Origin of the sequence: Klebsiella sp. JB_Kp004 (assembly GCF_040065795.1) — a bacterium.
GTDB lineage: Bacteria > Pseudomonadota > Gammaproteobacteria > Enterobacterales > Enterobacteriaceae > Klebsiella > Klebsiella quasipneumoniae.
The window spans coordinates 46,500-65,286 of sequence record NZ_JBEAKW010000051.1 but is presented as its reverse complement, the minus strand read 5'-3'; the positions used below and the strand labels follow the sequence as shown (position 1 = coordinate 65,286).

At 57.5% G+C, this 18,787-nt stretch carries 17 protein-coding genes; 8 read left to right on the top strand and 9 right to left on the bottom strand.

Translation table 11 applies throughout. The features are described from left to right. Window positions 1-72 precede the first annotated feature (72 nt). The 4 genes from frr to rpsB all read right to left on the bottom strand — a co-directional run bounded on the left by frr (window position 73) and on the right by rpsB (window position 3,350). Window positions 73-630 (bottom strand): ribosome recycling factor, encoded by a 558-nt coding sequence (gene frr, locus ABLX76_RS24130; protein ID WP_002889308.1) that lies wholly within the window; start codon window positions 628-630, stop codon window positions 73-75. A 150-nt stretch (window positions 631-780) separates the two neighbouring features. Further along, a complete protein-coding gene (gene pyrH / locus ABLX76_RS24125; RefSeq protein ID WP_002889306.1) occupies window positions 781-1,506 on the bottom strand; it encodes a UMP kinase in 726 nt (241 codons plus the stop codon). Window positions 1,507-1,653: 147 nt separating this feature from the next. Next, window positions 1,654-2,505 (bottom strand): translation elongation factor Ts, encoded by an 852-nt coding sequence (tsf, locus tag ABLX76_RS24120; protein ID WP_004151930.1) that lies wholly within the window; start codon window positions 2,503-2,505, stop codon window positions 1,654-1,656. Window positions 2,506-2,624: 119 nt separating this feature from the next. Then, the gene (gene rpsB / locus ABLX76_RS24115) at window positions 2,625-3,350 is read right to left on the bottom strand and encodes a 30S ribosomal protein S2 (RefSeq protein WP_004204447.1); all 726 of its coding nucleotides are present in this window, start codon (window positions 3,348-3,350) and stop codon (window positions 2,625-2,627) included. A gap of 323 nt (window positions 3,351-3,673) precedes the next feature. On the opposite strand from rpsB, the gene map reads away from it, so the two are divergent. From map to ABLX76_RS24095, 4 genes are all read left to right on the top strand, one after another. Continuing rightward, entirely contained in the window at window positions 3,674-4,468 is a 795-nt protein-coding gene (gene map, locus ABLX76_RS24110; protein ID WP_004204446.1) for a type I methionyl aminopeptidase, read from the top strand. Window positions 4,469-4,525: 57 nt separating this feature from the next. Next, the gene (gene glnD, locus ABLX76_RS24105) at window positions 4,526-7,189 is read left to right on the top strand and encodes a bifunctional uridylyltransferase/uridylyl-removing protein GlnD (RefSeq protein WP_348875387.1); all 2,664 of its coding nucleotides are present in this window, start codon (window positions 4,526-4,528) and stop codon (window positions 7,187-7,189) included. Between the two features lie 30 nt (window positions 7,190-7,219). Then, window positions 7,220-8,044: a 2,3,4,5-tetrahydropyridine-2,6-dicarboxylate N-succinyltransferase gene (gene dapD / locus ABLX76_RS24100; protein WP_002889295.1), complete on the top strand. Its 825-nt coding sequence runs from the start codon at window positions 7,220-7,222 to the stop codon at window positions 8,042-8,044. Window positions 8,045-8,151: 107 nt separating this feature from the next. Beyond that, window positions 8,152-8,538 (top strand): DUF3461 family protein, encoded by a 387-nt coding sequence (locus ABLX76_RS24095; protein WP_002889292.1) that lies wholly within the window; start codon window positions 8,152-8,154, stop codon window positions 8,536-8,538. 119 nt (window positions 8,539-8,657) lie between these two features. Here ABLX76_RS24095 and cdaR read toward each other — a convergent pair whose 3' ends face one another. The 3 genes from cdaR to dgt all read right to left on the bottom strand — a co-directional run bounded on the left by cdaR (window position 8,658) and on the right by dgt (window position 13,064). Continuing rightward, window positions 8,658-9,815, bottom strand: coding sequence for a DNA-binding transcriptional regulator CdaR (gene cdaR, locus ABLX76_RS24090; protein WP_023292043.1), 1,158 nt, complete (start codon window positions 9,813-9,815; stop codon window positions 8,658-8,660). A 166-nt stretch (window positions 9,816-9,981) separates the two neighbouring features. After that, window positions 9,982-11,415, bottom strand: a complete 1,434-nt coding sequence (gene degP, locus ABLX76_RS24085; protein WP_023292042.1) for a serine endoprotease DegP — start codon at window positions 11,413-11,415, stop codon at window positions 9,982-9,984. A 134-nt stretch (window positions 11,416-11,549) separates the two neighbouring features. Continuing rightward, window positions 11,550-13,064, bottom strand: coding sequence for a dGTPase (gene dgt / locus ABLX76_RS24080; RefSeq protein WP_049013573.1), 1,515 nt, complete (start codon window positions 13,062-13,064; stop codon window positions 11,550-11,552). Window positions 13,065-13,147: 83 nt separating this feature from the next. On the opposite strand from dgt, the gene mtnN reads away from it, so the two are divergent. Genes mtnN through ABLX76_RS24065 form a run of 3 tightly spaced genes read left to right on the top strand, consistent with a single transcriptional unit; the run spans window position 13,148 to window position 15,302 of the window. After that, complete coding sequence (mtnN, locus tag ABLX76_RS24075; protein WP_348875386.1) at window positions 13,148-13,846, top strand: 5'-methylthioadenosine/S-adenosylhomocysteine nucleosidase; 699 nt, start codon at window positions 13,148-13,150, stop codon at window positions 13,844-13,846. Continuing rightward, window positions 13,839-14,639 carry a vitamin B12 ABC transporter substrate-binding protein BtuF gene (gene btuF / locus ABLX76_RS24070; protein WP_023292039.1) on the top strand — a complete coding sequence of 267 codons (801 nt, stop codon included), beginning with the start codon at window positions 13,839-13,841 and terminating at the stop codon, window positions 14,637-14,639. The genes mtnN and btuF overlap by 8 nt, the downstream gene beginning before the upstream one ends. Before the next feature lie 36 nt (window positions 14,640-14,675). Then, window positions 14,676-15,302: a TRIC cation channel family protein gene (locus ABLX76_RS24065; RefSeq protein ID WP_087776508.1), complete on the top strand. Its 627-nt coding sequence runs from the start codon at window positions 14,676-14,678 to the stop codon at window positions 15,300-15,302. An 81-nt stretch (window positions 15,303-15,383) separates the two neighbouring features. Here ABLX76_RS24065 and erpA read toward each other — a convergent pair whose 3' ends face one another. Then, the gene (gene erpA / locus ABLX76_RS24060) at window positions 15,384-15,728 is read right to left on the bottom strand and encodes an iron-sulfur cluster insertion protein ErpA (RefSeq protein WP_002889275.1); all 345 of its coding nucleotides are present in this window, start codon (window positions 15,726-15,728) and stop codon (window positions 15,384-15,386) included. An 81-nt stretch (window positions 15,729-15,809) separates the two neighbouring features. Then, the gene (clcA, locus tag ABLX76_RS24055) at window positions 15,810-17,228 is read right to left on the bottom strand and encodes a H(+)/Cl(-) exchange transporter ClcA (protein ID WP_032429103.1); all 1,419 of its coding nucleotides are present in this window, start codon (window positions 17,226-17,228) and stop codon (window positions 15,810-15,812) included. Window positions 17,229-17,408: 180 nt separating this feature from the next. Between clcA and hemL the strand changes: the two genes are divergently transcribed. Continuing rightward, window positions 17,409-18,689: a glutamate-1-semialdehyde 2,1-aminomutase gene (hemL, locus tag ABLX76_RS24050; RefSeq protein WP_017900647.1), complete on the top strand. Its 1,281-nt coding sequence runs from the start codon at window positions 17,409-17,411 to the stop codon at window positions 18,687-18,689. Window positions 18,690-18,787 lie beyond the last annotated feature (98 nt).

Sequence of the window (18,787 nt, the reverse complement as noted above, 5' to 3'; positions counted from 1 at the left end):
GTACAGTCTTCTGTACGGCGTTTCGGATTTTACTCAGGCCAGACGCTGTCAGGCCCGAGTAAGGGCAGAGCATCAGAACTGCATCAGTTCCGCTTCTTTGTCTGCCAGCGCCGCGTCAACTTTCTTGATGGCGGCGTCAGTCATTTTCTGCACGTCGTCCTGAGAACGGCGATCGTCATCCTCGCTGATCTCTTTCTCTTTCAGCAGCGCTTTGACTTTGTCGTTGGCGTCGCGGCGAACGTTACGTACGGCAACGCGCGCCTGCTCAGCTTCACCACGCACGATCTTGGTCAGATCTTTACGACGCTCTTCGGTCAGCGGCGGCAGCGGAACACGAATATCGCTACCGGCAGAGCTTGGGTTCAGACCGAGGTCGGACGCCATGATCGCTTTTTCAACAGCCGCGGACATAGAACGGTCAAAGACGTTGATTTTCAGGGTACGGGAGTCTTCGACGGTGACGCTGGCCAGCTGGCGCAGCGGGGTCGGCGTACCGTAGTATTCAACAACAATCCCGTCCAGCAGGCTCGGAGAAGCACGACCCGTGCGAATTTTGCTGATTTGGTTTTTGAATGCTTCGACGCATTTTTCCATGCGGATTTCAGCATCTTTTCTGATATCGCTAATCACGTTACGAATCCTTGAAAGCTTGTCTCAGTCAGACCAGACGGGGCACCCGTCGGAAAATGAGCTAAGTATAGTCAGATTTAATGAAAATCACCGGGTAATATCCCCGCGAAAGTAAAGCGGAATCTTACCCGGATTTGGCGCTGACGGGAATTATTCCGTGATCAATGTGCCTTCTTTTTCGCCCATCACCACGCGACGCAGCGCGCCAGGTTTGTTCATGTTGAAGACGCGAATCGGCAATTTATGGTCACGCGCCAGGGTGAAGGCCGCCAGATCCATCACTTTCAGCTCTTTTTCCAGTACTTCGCTGTAGGTCAGCTGATCGTACATCGTGGCGGAAGGATCTTTGGCCGGATCGGCGGTGAATACGCCGTCAACCTTGGTGGCTTTCAGCACCACATCGGCTTCAATTTCAATCCCGCGCAGGCAGGCTGCGGAATCGGTGGTAAAGAACGGGTTGCCGGTACCCGCGGAAAGGATCACCACGCGGTTGTTGCGCAGCAGGCTGATCGCCTCTGCCCAGCTGTAGTTGTCGCACACGCCGTTCAGCGGAATGGCGGACATCAGACGAGCGTTCACATAGGCGCGGTGGAGCGCATCGCGCATCGCGAGGCCATTCATAACCGTAGCCAGCATGCCCATGTGGTCGCCCACAACGCGGTTCATACCCGCTTTCGCCAGACCAGCACCACGGAACAGGTTACCGCCACCAATTACTACGCCAACCTGAATACCCAGCTCAACCAGCTCTTTGATCTCTTGAGCCATGCGGTCAAGTATGCTTGCATCAATACCGAAGCCTTCTGAGCCCTGCAGCGCTTCGCCACTTAATTTCAGCAGAATACGTTTGTAGACGGGTTTTGCATTGGTAGCCATGTTTCTTTCCTGAGACTGTCAACGAATGAGATGTGAGAATTCCGGCGACATTGTATGTCGCATTTCAGCGCGGTCACTATAAGCAGTTGGCTGAATTTACAAAATGGGCGCAAAAAGAAGCCGCCCTCAGGCGGCTCCTTGTAAAAATTAAGACTGCTTGGACATCGCAGCAACTTCTGCTGCAAAGTCAGTCTCAACTTTCTCGATGCCTTCGCCCACTTCAAAGCGGATGAAGCCAGTCACGTCAGCGTTGTGCTCTTTCAGCAGCTGACCAACAGATTTGCTCGGCTCCATGACGAAAGGCTGACCAGTCAGAGAAACTTCGCCGGTGAATTTCTTCATGCGGCCTTCAACCATTTTCTCTGCGATTTCTTTCGGCTTACCGGACTGCATCGCGATGTCCAGCTGAACCTGGTACTCTTTCTCTACCACTTCAGCAGACACGTCTTCCGGCTTAACGAATTCCGGCTTGCTTGCGGCAACGTGCATTGCCAGCTGCTTAACCAGCTCTTCGTCAGCGCCTTTAGCGGCAACCAGAACGCCGATGCGCGCACCGTGCTGGTAGCTGCCCAGAACGTCGCCTTCCAGAACAGCGATACGACGGATGTTGATGTTCTCACCGATTTTAGCAACCAGGGCAACACGTTCTTCTTCGAACTGCGCTTTCAGAACTTCAACGTCGGAGATTTTACCCGCAACAGCGGCGTCCAGTACTTTGTCAGCAAATGCCTGGAAACCACCATCTTTAGCAACGAAGTCAGTCTGGCAGTTAACTTCCAGAATGTAACCGTAGTTGCCTTCGATTTTGGTTTTGATCACGCCGTCAGCAGCCACGTTGCCTGCTTTCTTCGCCGCTTTGATCGCGCCGGATTTACGCATGTTTTCGATTGCCAGCTCGATGTCGCCATTCGCTTCAGTCAGCGCTTTTTTGCAATCCATCATGCCTGCGCCAGTACGTTCGCGCAGCTCTTTTACCAGGGAAGCGGTAATTTCAGCCATTCTAAAATCCTCGGGAGATGTGGATACTGCCCGGCCAACGGCCAAACAGCGTAAATTGAAAAAAGGGGCCGATAATGGGCCCCTATTCATACACGGTACTAATAAGGGCTTAAACCTTATTATTCAGCTTCTACGAAGCTTTCTTCCGCCTGAGAAGCCAGGTCCTGAGAGCGACCTTCACGAACGGTAGCAGCAACAGCGCCCAGGTACAGGCTTACTGCGCGGATTGCATCGTCGTTACCCGGGATAACGAAGTCTACGCCGTCCGGATCAGAGTTGGTATCAACGATAGCAAATACCGGGATGCCCAGGTTGTTTGCTTCTTTGATAGCGATGTGCTCGTGGTCAGCGTCGATAACGAACAGTGCGTCCGGCAGGCCGCCCATGTCTTTGATACCGCCCAGGCTGTTTTCCAGCTTGTCCAGCTCACGAGTACGCATCAGCGCTTCTTTTTTGGTCAGCTTGTCGAAAGTACCGTCCTGGGACTGAGTTTCCAGGTCTTTCAGACGTTTGATGGACTGACGAACGGTTTTCCAGTTAGTCAGCATACCGCCCAGCCAGCGATGGTTCACGAAGAACTGGTCGCAGCTCAGAGCAGCGTCTTTTACCGCTTCGCTTGCAGCGCGCTTAGTACCAACGAAAAGGATTTTACCTTTACGAGCAGCGATCTTGTTCAGTTCAGCCAGAGCGTCGTTGAACATCGGTACGGTTTTCTCAAGGTTGATGATGTGAACTTTGTTACGCGCACCGAAGATGAACGGCTTCATTTTCGGGTTCCAGTAACGGGTCTGGTGACCGAAGTGAACACCAGCCTTGAGCATGTCGCGCATGGAAACAGTTGCCATGTTTAAAACCTCTATAGATTAAATTGGGGTTATGCCTCCACGTATCCCATATTACCGACCCCGAAGGGCACCCCGGAATATGTGCCGATACGTGTGTGTTATTACACAAAGTGAGCGATGTCGCTTACGTCCCATCCTTGTGTATCTGAGATGGAACGGAAGTCCGGCGCGCTTTATATCACAAAATCCATCCAGACACCAACTCTTGTTGACGTCACGTGCTGTTAATGATTCTCAGTTTGGCACCAGCCTGCCCGGACTGTTACCATTGACAGGACTTACTCTATTATTGTCGAAAATATCGACACTGCTGGACATACTCCATGGCTATCTCTATTAAGACATCTGAAGATATTGAAAAAATGCGCGTTGCCGGTCGTCTGGCCGCTGAAGTGCTGGAAATGATCGAACCCTGGGTTAAGCCGGGCGTCAGCACTGGCGAACTGGACCGTATCTGTAACGACTATATCGTTAACGAGCAGAAGGCCATTTCCGCCTGTCTCGGCTATCATGGCTATCCGAAATCCGTCTGCATTTCGGTCAACGAAGTGGTCTGTCACGGTATCCCTGACGACGGCAAGCTGCTGAAAGATGGCGATATCGTGAATATCGACGTGACCGTCATTAAAGATGATTTCCATGGCGATACCTCCAAAATGTTTATCGTCGGCAAACCGACGATTCTCGGCGAGCGCCTGTGCCGCATCACTCAGGAAAGCCTGTACCTGGCGCTGAAGATGGTGAAGCCGGGCATCAACCTGCGCACCATCGGCGCGGCGATCCAAAAATATGTGGAAGCGGAAGGGTTCTCCGTGGTTCGCGAATACTGTGGTCACGGCATCGGCCGCGGCTTCCATGAAGAGCCGCAGGTGCTGCACTACGACTCGCCGGAAACCAACGTCGTGCTCAAACCAGGCATGACCTTCACCATCGAGCCGATGGTCAACGCCGGTAAAAAAGAGATCCGCAGCATGAAAGACGGCTGGACGGTGAAAACCAAAGACCGGAGCTTGTCTGCGCAGTATGAGCATACTATTGTGGTGACAGACAACGGCTGCGAAATTCTGACGCTACGTAAGGATGACACCATCCCGGCGATAATCTCGCACGATGAATGATGAAAAGCCGGCGCCCGCCGGCTTTTTTATTAGATAGTTTTTTCTTATGGTGACGCGATGAGCAACTCATTACCTGACACAGCCTCCCCCCTTCTGCCCATCCCGCCGGAACCTCCGGTGAGCTGGCCGCAGGGCGATCTGAACTGTGCCGCAATTAAGGCGCACATCGATACCTTTCAGCACTGGCTGGGCGAGGCGTTTGACGCCGGTATCGCCGCGGAGCAGCTCATTGCGGCGCGCACCGAATTTATCGACCAGCTGCTGCAGCGGTTGTGGATCGCCTGCGGCTTTGAATCCGTCTGCGACCTGGCGCTGGTGGCCGTCGGCGGCTATGGCCGCGGCGAGCTGCATCCGCTCTCTGACGTCGATCTGCTGATCCTCAGCCGCAAAAAGCTGCCGGACGACCAGGCGCAAAAGGTCGGCGAACTGCTGACGCTGCTGTGGGACGTCAAACTGGAGGTAGGCCACAGCGTGCGCACTCTCGAAGAGTGTCTGCTGGAAGGGCTTTCGGATCTCACCGTCGCCACCAACTTAATCGAATCGCGCCTGCTGATCGGCGACGTCGCGCTGTTCCTTGAACTGCAAAAACATATTTTTAGCGACGGCTTCTGGCCATCAGAAAAGTTCTTCGCCGCGAAAGTCGAAGAGCAGAACGTTCGTCATCAGCGCTATCACGGCACCAGCTATAACCTCGAGCCGGACGTGAAAAGCAGCCCCGGCGGCCTGCGCGATATCCATACGCTACAGTGGGTGGCTCGCCGCCATTTCGGCGCCACCTCGATGGATGAGATGGTCGGCTTCGGCTTTCTGACCGAGGCCGAGCGCAATGAGCTCAACGAGTGTCTGCACCAGCTGTGGCGTATCCGCTTCGCGCTGCATCTCGAACTCACTCGCTATGACAACCGCCTGCTTTTCGACCGCCAGCTCAGCGTCGCCCGGCGGCTCGGCTATGAAGGCGACGGCAACCAGCCGATTGAGCATATGATGAAGGACTTCTTCCGCGTCACCCGCCGGGTAAGCGAGCTGAACCAGATGCTGCTGCAGCTGTTTGAAGAGGCCATCCTCGCCCTGACCGAGGATGAAAAACCGCGCCCGATCGATGATGATTTCCAGCTGCGCGGCACGCTGATCGATCTGCGTGACGATACGCTGTTTATACGCGAGCCGCAGGCCATTCTGCGCATGTTTTATATCATGGTGCGCAACAGCACCATCACCGGCATCTACTCCACGACGTTGCGCCATCTGCGCCACGCCCGCCGCCATCTGACCCAGCCGCTGTGCTATATCCCGGAGGCGCGCACGCTCTTTCTCAGCATGCTGCGCCATCAGGGGGCAGTGAGTCGCGGACTGCTGCCGATGCATCGTCACAGCGTGCTGTGGGCCTATATGCCGCAGTGGTCCCATATCGTCGGCCAGATGCAGTTCGACCTGTTTCACGCCTACACCGTCGATGAACACACCATCCGCGTGATGCTCAAGCTGGAGAGCTTTGCTAAAGAAGAGACCCGTAGCCGCCACCCGCTGTGCGTGGAACTGTGGCCGCGCTTAACGCACCCGGAGCTGATTTTAATCGCCGCCCTGTTCCACGACATCGCCAAAGGGCGCGGCGGCGACCACTCGATCCTCGGCGCACAGGATGTGCTGAAATTTGCCGAACTGCACGGGCTGAACTCCCGTGAAACGCAGCTGGTCGCCTGGCTGGTGCGTCACCACCTGCTGATGTCGGTCACCGCCCAGCGGCGCGATATTCAGGATCCGGAGGTGATTAAGCAGTTCGCCGAGGAGGTGCAAACGGAAAATCGCCTGCGCTTTCTGGTGTGCCTGACCGTCGCCGATATCTGCGCCACCAACGAAACCCTGTGGAACAGCTGGAAGCAGAGCCTGCTGCGCGAACTCTATTTCGCCACTGAAAAACAGCTGCGTCGCGGCATGCAAAGCACCCCGGACATGCGCGAACGGGTGCGTCACCATCAGCTGCAGGCGCTGGCCCTGCTGCGGATGGACAATATTAATGAAGAGGCGCTGCATCAAATCTGGAACCGCTGCCGCGCCAACTATTTCGTACGACATACGCCGACGCAGCTCGCCTGGCACGCCCGCAACCTGCTGCGCCACGATCTGAATAAGCCGATGATCCTCCTGAGCTCGCAGGCCACTCGCGGCGGAACGGAGATTTTTATCTGGAGCCCGGATCGCCCTTACCTGTTCGCCGCGGTGTGCGGCGAACTGGACCGTCGCAACCTCAGCGTCCACGACGCGCAGATCTTCACCACCCGCGACGGCATGGCGATGGATACCTTTATCGTCCTTGAGCCTGACGGCAGTCCGCTGTCCGCCGACCGCCACGAGGCGATCCGCCAGGGTCTGGAACAGACCATCACCCAGCGCAGTTGGGAGCCCCCGGCGCCCCGTCGTCAGGCGGCAAAGCTGCGTCATTTTTCGGTGGACACCGAGGTGAATTTCCTGCCGACCCATACCGATCGCAAATCGTTTCTCGAGCTGATTGCCCTTGACCAGCCCGGGCTGCTCGCCCGCGTCGGTCAGGTGTTCGCCGACCTCGGAATTTCGCTTCACGGGGCGCGAATTACGACAATTGGTGAGCGAGTAGAAGATTTATTTATAATCGCTACCGCCGACCGGCGTGCCCTTAATAATGAGCTGCAACAAGAAGTGCAACAACGGTTGACAGCGGCCCTCAATCCAAACGATAAAGGGTGACGTATTTTTTTTAGTGAATGGAAAGAAACAATGCAGCAGTTACAGAACGTTATTGAGTCCGCCTTTGAGCGTCGCGCCGACATCACGCCGGCCAATGTGGATACCGTGACCCGCGAAGCGGTTAACCAGGTTATTGCCCTTCTGGATTCCGGCGCGCTGCGCGTCGCTGAGAAGATCGACGGTCAGTGGGTGACGCATCAGTGGCTGAAGAAGGCGGTACTGCTCTCTTTCCGTATTAACGATAACCAGGTTATCGATGGTGCGGAAAGCCGCTACTTCGATAAAGTACCGATGAAATTCGCTGACTATGACGAAGCGCGTTTCCAGAAAGAAGGTTTCCGCGTGGTGCCGCCGGCAGCGGTGCGCCAGGGCGCGTTTATCGCCCGCAACACCGTGCTGATGCCGTCCTACGTTAACATCGGCGCCTACGTTGACGAAGGCACCATGGTTGACACCTGGGCCACCGTCGGCTCCTGCGCGCAGATCGGTAAAAACGTTCACCTGTCCGGCGGCGTCGGCATCGGTGGCGTACTGGAGCCGCTGCAGGCGAACCCGACCATCATCGAAGACAACTGCTTCATCGGCGCGCGCTCTGAAGTAGTTGAAGGGGTGATTGTCGAAGAAGGCTCCGTGATCTCCATGGGCGTTTACCTGGGTCAGAGCACCAAAATCTACGATCGAGAAACCGGCGAAGTCTTCTACGGCCGCGTGCCGGCTGGCTCGGTAGTGGTGTCAGGCAACCTGCCGTCGAAAGATGGTAAATACAGTCTGTACTGCGCAGTGATCGTGAAGAAAGTCGATGCTAAAACTCGCGGCAAGGTCGGCATTAACGAACTGCTGCGCACCATCGACTAAAGCAAATAAAAAGCGGGAGATATCCCGCTTTTTTTATATTTGATGCTGGCGAGAATGGATTTTTTCGTTAATTATTCAATGGTTATGATGCTATCAAAGGTACCGTTATGTACGATAATCTGAAAAGTCTTGGCATTACCAACCCTGATGAGATCGATCGCTATAGCCTGCGGCAGGAAGCTAACAACGACATTCTGAAAATCTATTTTCAGAAAGACAAAGGCGAATTCTTCGCCAAGAGCGTGAAGTTCAAATATCCGCGTCAGCGCAAAACCGTCGTCGCCGACGGCGTCGGCCAGGGCTACAAAGAGGTCCAGGAGATCAGCCCCAATCTGCGCTACGTCATCGATGAGCTGGATCAGATCTGCCAGCGCGATCGCACTGAAATCGATCTCAAGCGTAAAATCCTCGACGATTTACGCCATCTGGAAAGCGTGGTCACCAATAAGATCAGCGAAATCGAAGCCGATCTGGAAAAGCTCACCCGTAAGTAAGCGCATCCCCGGCGGCGCGTCGCCTGACCGGGCTGGCGGTATCAAACCGCTACCGACAGCATGCATCGTCCAGGCCGGGTATGGCGAGTCGCTACCCGGCATTTTTTTACCTTCACGCCTTAGCGTTGTTCATCCAGCTGCAGCGCGATATACAGCAGCAGCCGGTCGTCAAAGCTGCCAAGATCCAGCCCCGTCAGCTCCGAAATACGATTCAACCGGTACTCCAGCGTATTCCGATGAATAAACAGGGCCTTCGACGTCGCCAGCGGCTGCACGTTATGGCGAAACCACGCCTGCAGCGTTCGCCGCAGCAGTCCGTTGTTATCCATCGCCTTGAGACGCGCCAGCGGACGAGCCAACTCATTGGCCTGCCAGCCGCCGCGCAGGCTGTCAAGCAGCACCGGCAGCATCAAATCCTGATAGAAATAGCAGCGGCTCTCCGGCATCCGCTGCTTGCCCACCATCATCGTCGTGCGAGCGGTACGGTAAGAGCGGGCGATACTCCCGGGGCCGGTGAAGAAGTTGCCCAACGCCACGCGGAAACGGAGCTGGCCATTCTCTTTCATCCTGGCAATAAGCTGCTCGACGCGCCGGACGTGATCGTCGGCGTCCCAGCGGCCAAAGCTGTTCAGCGCCGGTTTCAGCACCACCATTTCCGTGAGCGAGACAATGGCCACGAGATTATGGCGATCGGGCGTGGTCAGCGCGTTCTGCAGTTGCTGTAATTCCGCCATCGCGCTGTCTACGCCGAGCTGGCCGCTGTCCACCTCAATCATCGCCACCACGCGCGGCTGATTCAGGTCGATGCCTAATCGCTGAGCCCATTCGTTCAGCGCCGGGGTATGCTCTTCCGCCTGAATCAGGTTCATCACCAGCTCTTCGCGCAGACGGCTGTCCTGCGCCAGGAGATGCATCAGTCGCGACTGCTCCAGCATCATCTCTGCCGTCATGCACACCAGCTCGCCATATTTTCGCAGCGACTCCGGCTCGCCGGTCAGGCCGATCACCCCGACGATCTCCCCCTCCAGGCGCAGCGGCAGGTTAATGCCCTGGCGCACCCCGTGCAGATGGCGAGCCACCGCGTCGTCGATATCCACCACCCTCCCCTGGGAAAGCACCAGCAGCGCGCCTTCGTGCAATTCACCAATCCTTTCCCGATCGCCGCTGCCGATAATCCGCCCGCGGGCATCCATCACGTTGATGTTGGTATCGATGATGCGCATCGTCCGCGCCACAATATCCTGCGCCATTTTGGTATCGAGATGCCAGCCAGCCATGTAATCCTCCCCTTTGCAGGGCACCAGCATAAAAGAGTCGTCGCCCTGCTGCATTGTGCATATGCCCGAAGCCCGGATGAGATATGTGGAGTTGTGGAAGCGGTCACAGAACGAAAAAAAGCCCCTGCCCTCGGCGAGGGAAGGGGCTGGGATCAAGCGCTGACGATTACTGCAGCAGCAGGTAGATGGAGGCGTCGCCGCGCTGAATGTTCAGCGCCAGCACGGACGGTTTGGCGTCGAAGATTTTCCGCAGATCGGCGATGTTTTTCACCGGCTGCTGGTTGGCCCCGACAATGATGTCGCCTTTCTTGAGGCCAATCTGCGCCGCCGGGGTGCCGGCTTTCACATTATTGACCACCACGCCTTTGTCCTGACCCTTGTTGCTCATTTCCGCCCCTTCAATCCCGTTGAAGATGGTGCTGGAGTCAACCTGGGTCTGGTTGCTCTGCTGCAGTTCGACGGTGACGGTCACCGGTTTGCCATCGCGCAGCAGGCCAAGCTCAACCTTGCTGCCGATAGGCATGGTGCCGACCTGAGCACGCAGCGCGGCGAAGCTGCTGATCGCCTTCCCGTTGAGGGAGGTGATCACGTCGCCGGCTTTAATGCCCGCTTTCGCGGCCGCCGACCCCGGCATCACCTGGCTGACGAAGGCGCCGCGCTGGGCGTCGACTTTCATCGCTTTCGCCAGCTCAGAGTTCAGTTCGGTGCCCATGATGCCGAGCTCGCCGCGTTTCACCTGGCCATATTTCACCATCTGTTCGGTCAGGTTTTTCACCATGTTGCTCGGGATAGCAAAACCGATACCGATGTTGCCGCCGTCCGGCGCCAGAATGGCGGTGTTGATGCCGATCAGCTCGCCGTTGAGATTCACCAGCGCGCCGCCGGAGTTCCCGCGGTTAATCGCCGCATCGGTCTGGATAAAGTTTTCGTAGTTTTCCACGTTCAGGCCGCTACGACCCAGCGCGGAAACAATCCCGGAGGTCACGGTTTCGCCCAGACCGAACGGGTTACCGATAGCCACGGTGTAGTCGCCGACGCGCAGCGCGTCAGAGTCGGCAAGCTTAATTGCCGTCAGGTTTTTCGGATCCTGAATCTGAATCAGCGCGATATCAGAGCGCGGGTCTTTACCCACGACTTTGGCATCAAACTTACGACCATCGCTCAGCTGGACCTTAATCGTGGTGGCGTTGTCCACGACGTGGTTGTTGGTCACCACATACCCTTTGGCCGCATCAATAATCACGCCGGAGCCCAGCGCCATGAATTTCTGCTGCTGGCCGCCGTCAGGCTGACCGCCCTGTCCGCCGCCCTGGCAAAACGGCGAACTCTGGAATGGAGAACCATCCTGGCAGAACGGCGAGTTATCGCCAAAGAACTGCTGGAAGTTACGCGGCATCCGTGGGGTATTAACGGTGGTGCTACCTTCAACGTTAATGCTCACCACCGACGGCATCACTTTCTCCAGCATCGGGGCCAGGCTTGGCATCTGCTGCGCGTTAGTGGCCGAAGATGCCGTTTCCGCCGCGCTCGCAGAGAGCGGGGACAATGCCAGACCTAAACTCAGAGCCAGTGCACTCATTGCTAACGTGGTTTTTTTCATCAGTTTCAATCTCAATATCAGAAAACGAAAGTTGCTGTGTACGTGACTATCAGAGTCATTTTATAGCGCTAAGTTCCGGAATTAAGTTTCTGGAAAAAGTAAAAATTTATTGTCCATCTTTACAAAACTCCAGCCTATTCCACCGCCATCAGTCGTCGATATTCATCCCACGCATATAAATCCGTCATCCCGCTGATATAATCCTGAATCAGACGGCAGCGATAATAGTATTCCATCAGCGCAAATTCAGGCGCTGTGCGCGCGAGCTTATTTACCGCTTCCACATAGGCCAGCCGGTGGCGGGTTGAAAGTTTCTGATACAGCCGGGAGGCAATGGGTAAACGCCGTACCCGCTCCTGCGCCACTAATTCGCTGAAATCCTCCAGTGATAATTTCAGCAGCGGCTGATAGATATCCAGCAGGCCGCTGATCACCCGGTAGCCCTGCAATTCCAGCTGCTCGACATCCGGATGGCTAAACACCTGTTTCATCGCCACATTTTTATAAAGCTCCAGCAGCTGACTGCAATCGCTGTCGTCCTCGAGCAGCGCATGATTAAAGTCGCCCGTAAAGATGGCCGGCAGGTTGTCAATAAATCGGCGCGCCGCGTAGGGCACCAGCTTATTCAGCGTGTTCACCCGCAAATACATAAAAAACTGATCTTCCGCGCTCTGCTTCAGGGAATTGGCTCGTGATTTCTCCCAGGCATTTTCCACCACCTGCGAGAATAACGATCCTTTTTCATGGCTGCCCCAGGCGTCGTAAAGATGCTGATAAAGCTGCTCAGCGCTGAAAATACGTTTTTCCACCGCGTCCTCGAGATCCGCGACGCAATATGAGATGTCATCCGCGGCTTCCATAATCCAGGTTAATGGGAACCGATTGTAAGGCGCCAGATCCAGTTCTTTACGCAGGCGCGCCACATACTCCTCTTCGGCTAAATAGTAGCCAGGCTTCTTCATTAAATAACTGTGGCTGGCTGGCGTCGCCTCGGACCACCACGCCGGACGAGTATATTTCAGAATACAGCCGACCTGCGCCCAGGTTAGATTCATGCGCATCAGCGTATGGACCAGACGAATGCCCTGGGCGTTGCCCTCAAAGCAACAGAGATCCTGGCGCACTTTGCGGCGCAGCGCGTTAAGCGACGTTTCCCCCTCCTGCAGGCGTAATGCCTGCACTTCACAGCGATCGTCGGTCAGCGGCTGCCCGAGCGCATCGCCGGGCGCCAGACGCTGGCGGAACCAGTCGTTAATCGCCGCCTCGCCAAAATGGCCAAACGGCGGGTTGCCGATATCGTGCATCAGGCAGGCCATCTCCACCACGCTCTCGAATGGCCCGGTCAGCTCTTCCAGGCCATACTCTTCCAGCAGCCTCTGCTCTTTCAGCCGGCTCAGTACCTCTTTGGCGATGTAACGCCCCACCTGCTGCACCTCCAGCGAGTGGGTCAGACGGGTACGCACCGCCGCGTTGCGCTCCAGCGGGAAGACCTGAGTTTTTTGTTGTAAGCGACGGATGGCCGGCGAGTTGACGATCCGTCCCCGATCGCTTTCGAAGATCCGCAGGATGTCGCGCTCCGTCTCGACACGCGGCGGCGAACGGAAGCGTCGACGCCAGTTTATCTTGTTGCGAAAATCAATCTTTGCCATAGCCTCTCCCGCGCGAGCAATACGCTTCCCCTTAAGCGCATGATAGACTATGCAACTAAACCTGACACATCGCGAGTAAATCTATGAAAATTGGCATTATTGGCGCTATGGAAGAGGAAGTTACCCTTCTGCGCGACAAAATCGAAAACCGCCAGACTATCACTATTGGCGGGAGCGAAATCTATACCGGCCAACTTCACGGCGTTGACGTCGCGCTACTGAAGTCTGGTATCGGGAAAGTGGCGGCGGCGATGGGCGCGACCCTGCTGCTGGAGCGTTACCAGCCTGACGTGATCATTAATACCGGCTCTGCCGGCGGCCTGGCGCCGACGCTGAAGGTCGGCGATATCGTCGTCTCCGATGAAGCGCGCTACCACGACGCCGACGTCACCGCCTTCGGTTATGAGTACGGCCAGCTGCCTGGCTGCCCGGCGGGCTTTAAAGCGGACGAAAAACTGGTGGCCGCCGCGGAGAGCTGCATTAACGCGTTAGATCTCAATGCCGTTCGCGGCCTGATCGTCAGCGGCGATGCCTTCATTAACGGCTCTGTCGGTCTGGCGAAGATCCGCCATAATTTCCCGCAGGCGATCGCTGTGGAAATGGAAGCGACCGCTATCGCTCACGTTTGCCATAACTTTAAGGTTCCCTTCGTGGTGGTTCGCGCCATCTCCGATGTGGCCGACCAGCAGTCTCACCTCAGCTTTGAGGAGTTCCTTGCGGTCGCCGCCAGACAGTCCACCCTGATGGTGGAGAATCTGGTCCAGAACCTGGCACGTGGCTAAGTCGCTCTCCTTCGCGCTTGCCGCGCTGCTGTTACTCGCCCCGGCGTGGCTGCTGGCCGCGCCGCGGGTGATCACCCTCTCCCCCGCCAATACCGAACTGGCCTTTGCCGCCGGGATCACGCCGGTCGGCGTCAGTAGCTATTCCGATTATCCGCCGCAGGCCAAAACGATTGAGCAGGTTGCCAGCTGGCAGGGGATGAACCTGGAGCGCATCGTAGCGTTAAAGCCAGACCTGGTGCTGGCCTGGCGCGGCGGTAATGCCGAACGTCAGGTTAACCAGCTGCAGTCCCTGGGGATCCACGTCCTCTGGGTGCAGACTTCGACCATCGAAGAGATCATCGCCACCCTGCGTCAACTGGCGAAGTGGAGCCCGCAGCCGGAAAAAGCGCAGCAGGCGGCGCAGGCGATGCAGCAGGAATACGATGCGCTGAAAGCGCGCTATGCCAGCGCGCCGAAGAAACGCGTCTTCCTGCAGTTCGGTTCCGCCCCGCTGTTCACCAGCGGCCCCGGCTCGATTCAGGATCAGGTGCTGAGGCTGTGCGGCGGCGAGAATATCTTTGCCGCCAGCCGTGTTCCCTGGCCGCAGGTGAGCCGCGAACAGGTGCTGGCCCGTCAGCCGCAGGCGATTGTGGTGACCGGCGACGCCAGCCGCATCGCCGAGGCGCAGCGCTTTTGGCAACATCAGCTCACCATTTCGTTGATTGCGTTACACAGCGACTGGTTTGAACGCGCAAGCCCACGTATTATCCTCGCCGCCAAACAACTTTGTGCGGCGCTCGACCAGGTAAAATAACCATCCGGTAAAGCGGATGTTCAGTGGGAATCAACGATGCTTGTCTATTGGCTGGATATTATTGGCACGGCCGTTTTCGCGATCTCCGGCGTTCTGCTGGCCGGAAAGTTACGCATGGACCCGTTTGGCGTGCTGGTGTTAGGCGTGGTGACGGCGGTGGGCGGCGGAACCATCCGCGACATGGCGCTGGCGAATGGCCCGGTATTCTGGGTCAAAGATCCCACCGATCTGGTGGTGGCGATGGTCACCAGCATGCTGACCATCCTGCTGGTCCGCCAGCCGCGCCGGCTGCCGAAATGGATCCTGCCGGTGCTCGACGCCGTCGGTTTAGCGGTGTTTGTCGGCATCGGCGTCAATAAAGCCTTTCTCGCCGGCAGCGGCCCGCTGGTAGCGGTATGCATGGGCGTGGTGACCGGCGTTGGCGGCGGGATAATCCGCGACGTGCTGGCGCGCGAAATTCCTATGATTCTGCGCACCGAGATCTACGCCACCGCCTGTATTGTCGGCGGCATTGTCCACGCCACCGCGCACGACACCTTCCATCTCCCGCTGGAGAATTCGGCAATGATGGGGATGGTGGTGACCCTGGCGATCCGGCTGGCGGCGATCCGCTGGCACCTGAAGCTGCCGACGTTTGCCCTGGACGATAACGGACGGCCATAAAAGCAAAACGGTAACCCTGAGGTTACCGTTTTTAGCGTTGGCGCCCTCTCGCTGCGAGAAAAAGCCCCTGCCGCGCTCGCTTTAAACGCTGAACGAGGACCCGCAGCCGCAGGTGCTTTTCGCATTCGGGTTGGTCACGATAAAGCGTGAACCTTCCAGCCCTTCGGTATAGTCGACAGAGCCGCCGACCAGGTACTGCAGGCTCATCGGGTCAACCACCAGGCCGACACCCTGTTTCTCAATGGTCATATCCCCTTCGTTCACCTGATCGTCGAAGGTGAAGCCATACTGGAAACCGCTGCAACCGCCGCCGGTGATATACACGCGCAGTTTCAGGTTCGGATTATCTTCATCCGCAATCAGGTGTTTTACTTTATTGGCTGCGGCTTCGGTAAACTCCAGCGGCAACGCTACGTCATCACTCATTTTTTGCTCCCATTGATACTTCCGGCCGGTTAAAGAATAACCGGACCTTTTGAGCCATTATCTAATACCCTGGTAAATCGTTCAAGTATTCTCCCGGGGTGCCTGCTGCGCTTTTGCCGCCTGCTCGGCCTCCTGCTTCGCCAGAGTACGTTGCAGAATGGTCGAATACAAAGGCTTACCACCGAGGAATTGCGCCAGTAGTGTTGCGCCAAGGCAGGTAATAATCATTGGCAAAATGAGCTGATAGTTATCGGTCATCTCCAGCACCAGCACAATCCCGGTCAGCGGCGCGCGCACCGAGGCGGCGAGCAGCGCCCCCATACCGGCAATGGCGAAGGTGCCGGCATCGAGATGGTAGGACGGAAACAGCGGAATAGCCGCCATGCCGAACGCCGTGCCCAGCAGCGTGCCGAGCGCCAGCATCGGAGCGAAAATGCCGCCCGGCGCGCCGGAAGAGAAGCAGATCAGCGTGGTCACCACGCGGGCAATAAAGATGAACAGCAGCAAACCGACGGAGAAGTTACCGGCGGCGGCGATGGGGATCAGGTTAAAGCCGCCCCCCACCGCGGAGGGCTGCATCAGCCCCAGCAGGCCGCAAAGCCCGCCGATGACCCCGCCAATTAACACCCATTTTTTGATGTTGCCGCCGTGAATGCGCTGGAACAGATCCTGGGTGCGTAGCACCAGAAAATTAAACAGCGGGCCAAAGCAGCCAAACAGCATCCCCAGCACCAGGTACAGCCACAGGGTATTCACCGGGGCATTGCTCAGCTTGCCCACCTCTATAATTGCCGCCTCGCCGTTGAAAATGCGAAACACAATGCTCGACATGATCACGCCGGTAAATACCGCTTTAATGGAGATCAGGTTGTAGCGGAACTGCGGGCGCATCTCTTCGATGATAAACAGGATACCGGCCAGCGGCGCGTTAAAGGCCGCTGAGAGCCCCGACGCCGCACCGGTCGCCAGCAGCGTGTGCCGCGCTTCCGGACTGCGCATGCGGAAAATATCCAGCACCATGCGTCCAATGTTGCCGCCAAGCTGCACCATCGGCCCCTCGCGTCCCAGCACCATTCCGGCGCCCAGGGTCCCCATGCCGCCGATGAATTTCACCGGCAGCACGCGCCACCAGCGCACCGGCCGCAGCTCCTCCAGCGCCCCTTCGATTTCCGGGATCCCCGATCCGCCAGCCTCCGGCGCAAAGCGGCGCACGAGGAAATAGCCGACCATCGCCAGCAGCGCCGACAAGATAAACGCCAGCGGCCAGACCAGATACCAGTGGTCCGCCACCTGCGCCAGGGCGCCGATCCGCTGGTTCTGCACCCAGTTCACGCTCTTTTCAAACGCCACGCCCACCAGTCCGGCCAGCGTGCCGACCACCGCCGCCATAAACAGCACCGCCAGCGGCGTTTTATCGCGCTGAATCAACCGGCGCACCGCATCGCCGCGACGCACCCGCACGAACTGATGTGCTTCAAAAGAGGGAGTTTCTGCTTTCATGCCGTTATCAATTATTGGTAATACAAATGAAGAGAGAGGCATTTTAGCCGCCCCGGCGCGCTGCGTCGTCAAAAAAATGCCCTTGCGGCACATTGTTTCAATTGGGCAAAACTTTCATAACCATCCTGGAATAACTTAGAATAGCCGATAAAACATTTTTCACGAACCAGGACCCTGGCCATGAGCAAATCTGAAAATCTGTACCACGCTGCGCGTGAACTGATCCCCGGCGGCGTTAACTCGCCGGTCCGCGCCTTCACCGGCGTCGGCGGCACCCCGCTGTTTATCGAACGCGCGGATGGCGCTTACCTCTATGACGTGGATGGAAAAGCCTATATCGATTATGTCGGCTCCTGGGGTCCGATGGTGCTGGGCCACAACCATCCGGCGATCCGCAACGCGGTGATCGAGGCGGCGTCCCGCGGCCTGAGCTTTGGCGCGCCGACCGAAATGGAAGTAAAAATGGCGGCGCTGGTGACCGAGCTGGTGCCGACCATGGATATGGTGCGCATGGTGAACTCCGGTACCGAAGCCACCATGAGCGCGATTCGCCTGGCGCGCGGTTTCACAGGCCGCGACAAGATCATCAAGTTCGAAGGCTGCTACCACGGCCATGCCGACTGCCTGCTGGTGAAAGCCGGTTCCGGCGCGCTGACCCTCGGCCAGCCGAACTCGCCGGGCGTGCCGGCTGATTTCGCCAAACATACCCTGACCTGCACCTATAACGACCTCGCCTCCGTGCGCGCGGCGTTCGAGCAGTATCCGCAGGATATCGCCTGCATCATCGTCGAGCCGGTCGCCGGGAATATGAACTGCATTCCGCCGCAGCCGGAGTTCCTGCCGGGCCTGCGCGCGCTGTGCGACGAATTTGGCGCCCTGCTGATCATCGACGAAGTGATGACCGGCTTCCGCGTGGCGCTGGCGGGCGCGCAGGCTTATTACGGCGTGGAGCCGGATCTGACCTGTCTCGGGAAAATCATCGGCGGCGGGATGCCGGTAGGCGCCTTCGGCGGCCGTCGCGAGGTGATGGACGCGCTGGCGCCCACCGGTCCGGTCTACCAGGCCGGAACCCTCTCCGGTAACCCGATCGCCATGGCCGCCGGCTTCGCCTGCTTAAGCGAAGTGGCGCAGCCGGGCGTGCATGAAACCCTCACCGAGCTGACCAACCAGCTGGCGCAAGGCCTGCTGGATGCGGCGCGTGACGCCGGGATCCCGCTGGTGGTCAATAACGTCGGCGGCATGTTCGGCATCTTCTTTACCGATGCCGAAACCGTCACCTGCTATCAGGACGTGGTGAAGTGCGACGTCGAACGCTTCAAGCGCTTCTTCCATCTGATGCTGGAGGAAGGCGTGTACCTGGCGCCGTCAGCGTTTGAGGCCGGCTTTATGTCCGTCGCCCACAGCGAGGAAGATATCGACAATACCATCGACGCCGCGCGCCGGGTATTTGCCAAACTGTAAGCTCCCTGCATGCCGGGTGGCGCTCCGCTTACCCGGCCTACCATACTCGCCATGGCACGGACCGCAGGTCGGGTAAGGCGTTAGCCGCCACCCGACAA

Excerpts from the sequence above, each read along its gene's own strand:
- pyrH (WP_002889306.1), bottom strand. The coding sequence starts at position 1,506 with ATGGCTACCAATGCAAAACCCGTCTACAAACGTATTCTGCTGAAATTA.
- tsf (WP_004151930.1), bottom strand. The coding sequence starts at position 2,505 with ATGGCTGAAATTACCGCTTCCCTGGTAAAAGAGCTGCGCGAACGTACT.
- rpsB (WP_004204447.1), bottom strand. The coding sequence starts at position 3,350 with ATGGCAACTGTTTCCATGCGCGACATGCTCAAGGCTGGTGTTCACTTC.
- map (WP_004204446.1), top strand. The coding sequence starts at position 3,674 with ATGGCTATCTCTATTAAGACATCTGAAGATATTGAAAAAATGCGCGTT.
- glnD (WP_348875387.1), top strand. The coding sequence starts at position 4,526 with ATGAGCAACTCATTACCTGACACAGCCTCCCCCCTTCTGCCCATCCCG.
- dapD (WP_002889295.1), top strand. The coding sequence starts at position 7,220 with ATGCAGCAGTTACAGAACGTTATTGAGTCCGCCTTTGAGCGTCGCGCC.
- ABLX76_RS24095 (WP_002889292.1), top strand. The coding sequence starts at position 8,152 with ATGTACGATAATCTGAAAAGTCTTGGCATTACCAACCCTGATGAGATC.
- cdaR (WP_023292043.1), bottom strand. The coding sequence starts at position 9,815 with ATGGCTGGCTGGCATCTCGATACCAAAATGGCGCAGGATATTGTGGCG.
- degP (WP_023292042.1), bottom strand. The coding sequence starts at position 11,415 with ATGAAAAAAACCACGTTAGCAATGAGTGCACTGGCTCTGAGTTTAGGT.
- dgt (WP_049013573.1), bottom strand. The coding sequence starts at position 13,064 with ATGGCAAAGATTGATTTTCGCAACAAGATAAACTGGCGTCGACGCTTC.
- mtnN (WP_348875386.1), top strand. The coding sequence starts at position 13,148 with ATGAAAATTGGCATTATTGGCGCTATGGAAGAGGAAGTTACCCTTCTG.
- ABLX76_RS24065 (WP_087776508.1), top strand. The coding sequence starts at position 14,676 with ATGCTTGTCTATTGGCTGGATATTATTGGCACGGCCGTTTTCGCGATC.
- erpA (WP_002889275.1), bottom strand. The coding sequence starts at position 15,728 with ATGAGTGATGACGTAGCGTTGCCGCTGGAGTTTACCGAAGCCGCAGCC.
- clcA (WP_032429103.1), bottom strand. The coding sequence starts at position 17,228 with ATGAAAGCAGAAACTCCCTCTTTTGAAGCACATCAGTTCGTGCGGGTG.
- hemL (WP_017900647.1), top strand. The coding sequence starts at position 17,409 with ATGAGCAAATCTGAAAATCTGTACCACGCTGCGCGTGAACTGATCCCC.